This window comes from Candidatus Binatia bacterium (assembly GCA_036382395.1).
In the GTDB taxonomy this organism is placed as follows: Bacteria; Desulfobacterota; Binatia; order HRBIN30; family HRBIN30; genus JAGDMS01.
Map to the genome: position 1 here is coordinate 1 of DASVHW010000022.1, position 4,719 is coordinate 4,719.

Below are 4,719 nucleotides of genomic sequence, written 5' to 3' on the forward strand. Positions count from 1 at the left end.
CAGCGGGTTCCAGTCCGGGTAGCGATCGAAGCCGACGACGATCGGCCAGACGAGATCGGCGGGGGCATCGATGTCGATGGGCTCGGTGAGGACGTTGGCCGCGAAGAGGCCGGGGATGCGGCATGGATTGGCCGGATCGAAAGGCCCAAACGGTTTGGAGTTCAGCATGCCGTCAGCCTGGTTTGCTCATCGCCAACACGGTCAAGCCTGGCGACGTCGGGGTTGTGAAGAAATCTCCGCAGATTCCAAAACCGTTCGTCCCGAGTAGCGCACGTCTTCTCAGGGCGCGTATCGAGGGACCGTAAGCCGCCGACCTGCCTTGCAACCCGCCCCTCGATACGCGGCCGAAAAGAACGGCCGCTACTCGGGGTGAACGGATAGGGGATTCGGTTTTGATTTTTCACAAACTCGTCCTGATGAACGCCGCAGGCAACGGCCTTTTACGCGCGAGAGGATCCTTCGAGGATATGGATGGCGATGGCGGCCTCGCCCATGCCGATGAAGCCACCGCCGTTCTCGGTAAGGCCGAGGTGCGCGTGCGCCACCTGGCGCGCTCCCGCATCGCCGCGGAGCTGGTAAACGATTTCCGCAATCTGCGCCAAGCCGGTTGCGCCGATAGGATGCCCGCGGCACTCCAGACCGCCGCTGGGATTGACAGGTCGAGCGCCCCCGAGCTTGGTGGCACCCGACTCGGCGTAGGGCCCGCCCTCGCCTTCTTTGCAGAAGCCGAGGTTCTCGGTCTGCACCAGCTCACCGAATGCGGTGGCGTCGTGCACTTCGGCGGTATCGATGTCGTCTGGGCCGACACCGGCCATGTGGTAGGACTTCTCCACGGCGATCTTGGCGTGATTGCCGGGTTTGGCACTGCCGGAGGCGAGGACGGAGGCGCACACCTTGACGGGGCGCGCATCTCGCAGGCGCTTGAGATATCCCGCCGACACCAGGATGGCGGCCGCCGCACCATCTCCCATCGGAGCACACATCGCCCGTGTAAGCGGATGCGAGACCAGCCGGTCGTCGAGGACTTCCTCCACCGTCATCGTCATCCGGTATTGGGCGTCCGGATTGAGCGATCCGTGGTAGTGGTTCTTGGCGGCGATCACGGCGAGCTGACGTTGTGTGGTTCCGTAACGGCTCATATGGGCGCGGCTGGCCATCGCGTAAATGTCCATGAACGGGCTGCGCGCTCCACCGCCCTCGCCTTTCTTCTTGAGCTCGCCGCTCTGTTCCAGCTGCCGGCGCTGCTCTTCCGCTTGGGCCTGCATCATCTCGATCAGCTTGGTAGTGACTTCGACGTCGGTACCGGCCAGAAAGCTGTTGAAACCTTTCTTGCGGGTCTCGGGGTCAGCGTCGGGAGGGACGAACGTCTTCTCGGCCCCGATCGCCAACGCTACCTCGTAGGCACCCGCCGCCACGCCGAGCCAGGCGCCATGAAATGCCGACGATCCGCCGGCGCAGGCGTTCTCCACATTCATGATGGGAATCTCCCCGATCCCCAGTGGGCACAGTGCCACTTGGCCGCGAATACAATGTTGACCCGTGGACATGCCCCAGCCGGCATTGGACATCCACGCCGCTTCGAGCTGTTCCTGCTTCACCGGACTGTGGTTGAAGAGGTTCCGCATCACCATCGCGGTGAGGTCCTTGATCCCTTTGTCGGGATACTTCCCGAATGGGATCATGCCGACGGCAACAACATAAACGTCTTGCATATGCTCTCCTGGGTATGTGCTTACCGAAAATCTCTCCTGCCACAAGCACTGTCCGCAAACGGCTTCGCGGAGCGCTCCGCTGGCAGATATAGACCACCGACATCCGGAAACGCCACCACCAGGCGCGCCACCGCGCTGGTCGGTAGTCTTGTGAAGATCGAACTCGTAGTGGTACTGCTGCTGGCCGAGCTGGTCCACGCTGCGTGGAGGGAACACGATCATGATCATGTACTTTGATTTCCATACCTACTTCCGCATGCTGCGTTTGGCCCGCAAGGAGGAAAACCGCGCCGGGCGGCGGCGCCTGTTCTTCATCCTCCTCGTCCTCGTGCCCGTGGTGGCGACCTTTCACGCCATCTGCTTCTTCCTCGACAACATCCTCTTTCCCGGCCTGCGCCAGGTCGAAGTGCGCACCCCCGTATTCATCGTCGGCCACGCCCGCAGCGGCACCACCCTCATGCACCGCCTGATGAGCAAGGACGGCGAACGCTTCAGCTTCTTTCTGCTGTACGAGCTCTTCCTGCCGTCGCTCCTGCAAAAGAAGGCGATCCGCTTCCTCGCCGCCTGCGATCGGCGCTTCCTCGGCGCGCGTATCGAAAAGAACATCCAGGCATGGGAGGAGCGCAAGTTCGCCGCCACGCAGGACATGCACGCCACCGGCCTCACGGCGCCGGAGGAGGACGATTTCATCCACACCTTCTCCTGCGCCTCGGGCTTTTGGATCGTCCTGCTGCCCTACATGGGCCTGCTCGATTTCTACTACGTCGATCAGCGCCCGCCGCAGAGCCGCCGCCGCCTCATGAACTTCTATAAGGAATGCGTCAAGCGGCAGCTCTACCTGAACGGCGCCGACAAGATCCACCTGAGCAAGAACCCCACGTTCTCGGGCCGGGTCGAAAGCCTCATCGAGACGTTTCCCGACGCGCGCATCGTGGTCCTGATGCGCAACCCTTATGAAACGATTCCGAGCTTGCTGAAGCTGATGCAGCGGTCCTGGCAGCTGCGCGGCTGGGACGGCGCGCAGATGAACCGCTCGCTGCGGGCGCTCGCCGATCAATCCTTCCACACCTACAAGTATCCGCTGGAAGTCTTGGCCCGGCACCCGAACACCAAGCAGGCGATCGTCGACTATCGCGAGCTCGTCGCGCAGCCCAAGCGCACCGTCGAGGCGGTGTACGCGCAGCTCGGATTCCCCATGTCGTCCGAGTTCAGCCAGGTGCTGACTGCGGAGGAGCAGCGGGCGAAGTCCCACGAGACCACCCACACCTATAGCCTCGATGAGTTCGGCCTGAAGAGCGATGAGATCCACGCGGCGCTCGCCGACCTCTTCGAACGCTACGGGTGGGACGCGGATGCACCGCAACCAGCCACTAGCAAAGGAGCACGATGATGGCGCACGCCACTGAAGAGCACGCCCGACCGAAGGCGCAGGCAGACCTGCGTGCCGCTTGGGACGAGATGATCGCGCAGCTCGGCCGGGCCAGAGAGGCGATCGATGATCCGCGGCTCTATCCGCCGCCACCGACCGATCGGAATCTCGCCGAAGGCTATCGCTATCTCCTGGGATTTCTCTTCGGCGCCATCGAGCGTGCGCTCGCCGACCCCAACTTCCCGTATTTCCGCAGGGCGATTCAACCCGTCGACAAAGCCACCATTGATAACGCCGATGCCATCTACCTCTGCGCCCCCCTTGATAGCGACAGCACGTACCGCGTGACGGGCACTGCGCAGGATCATCGCCACTGGCGCGGCGAGCAACCGGCGGCTTCCGGCCGCAAGGCGCCACAGTATGTGATCCTTGAAGCCACCACCGCGTATGCCGGAGACACTGGCAACCTCGCCGAACTGAGCCCCGCCGTGCGCACCAACACCGGCACCCTGGACTCTGCCAAGCTGGTGGTCGCAGCGGACGGGTCTTTCGAGATTTTGTTGGCGCCACAGCGTCCGGACGGATACGCGGGCAATTTCATGCCGACCAAGCGCGAGGAACATCGGGCGGAGTACTTAGTCGTGCGCGAGCTCTTCCATGACTGGGAACGGGAGGATCTCCTCGACCTCCAGATCGTGCGCGTGAAATCCGCAGGCGCGCATCCCCTGCCGCTCGATCCGACGAAGGCGGCACAGCAGATGAAGCGGGTGGGTGAGATCGTCAACAACCAGATGCGGTTCTGGAACGAGTTCTACGCGGTCATTCTGGAGGTCTATGGCGACATGAACGGCGACGGCAAGCGCTTCATGCCCCGCAACGATCTCAACGCCCCGAACTTTGCCGCGATCCAAACCGGCGGCGGCCAAAGCACGAACCTGTACGCAGGCGGCATCTTTGAGCTCGGCGAGCACGAGGCGTTGGTCATCGAGGTGCGAGTGCCCATCGCACCCGCCTACAGCGGCTTCCATCTCTCGAATCTGTGGGGCGAGTCGCTCGACTATGCCAACCACATCAGTAGCCTGAATGCATTCCAGGCCGAGGCCGAGGCCGATGGCGCGGTGCGCTACGTGATCGCGCACCGCGATCCCGGCGTTCCCAATTGGCTGGACACCACGGACCACCCGGAAGGGTTCATGGCCTTGCGCTGGACTTATTCGGAGAAGCCCGACCAGCTGCCGACCGTCAAGGTGACCAAGGTGTCGTTCGACGAGATCCGCCATCACGTGCCCGCGGGCGCACGGACGGTGTCGGCGGAGGAGCGGCGCGAGCAGATTCGCATCAGGCAAGAGCACGTGCAGCGGCGGTACCGGCAATACTGATTATGAAACGAAGGTCCGCGGAAGGGCGAAGCCGCCTCACCCGCTTCAGGAATCCTTGGTCAAGGCGCAAGACGGAATACGCGGCAACGGACCGCGCAGGTCGGAGGTTGTGATGATGAAAGGCTTACTCGCAGGTCGTACGGCGCTGGTCACCGGCGGCGGCACGGGTGTCGGGCTCGGCTGCACCCGGCGGCTCCTGCAGCATGGCGCGGCGGTTACGATCGCGGCTCGACGCCTGGACGTCCTTGAACAGACGGCC

At 63.3% G+C, this 4,719-nt stretch carries 3 protein-coding genes; 2 read left to right on the top strand and 1 reads right to left on the bottom strand.

Features of this window, described 5'->3' with window-relative positions:
- Window positions 1-440: 440 nt before the first annotated feature.
- Entirely contained in the window at window positions 441-1,712 is a 1,272-nt protein-coding gene (locus tag VF515_01195) for a thiolase family protein (protein HEX7406243.1), read from the bottom strand.
- Between the two features lie 220 nt (window positions 1,713-1,932).
- On the opposite strand from VF515_01195, the gene VF515_01200 reads away from it, so the two are divergent.
- Both VF515_01200 and VF515_01205 read left to right on the top strand, forming a co-directional pair.
- The gene (locus VF515_01200) at window positions 1,933-3,102 is read left to right on the top strand and encodes a sulfotransferase (GenBank protein ID HEX7406244.1); all 1,170 of its coding nucleotides are present in this window, start codon (window positions 1,933-1,935) and stop codon (window positions 3,100-3,102) included.
- Window positions 3,099-4,460, top strand: coding sequence for a DUF1214 domain-containing protein (locus tag VF515_01205; protein HEX7406245.1), 1,362 nt, complete (start codon window positions 3,099-3,101; stop codon window positions 4,458-4,460). The genes VF515_01200 and VF515_01205 overlap by 4 nt, the downstream gene beginning before the upstream one ends.
- Window positions 4,461-4,719: the final 259 nt, after the last annotated feature.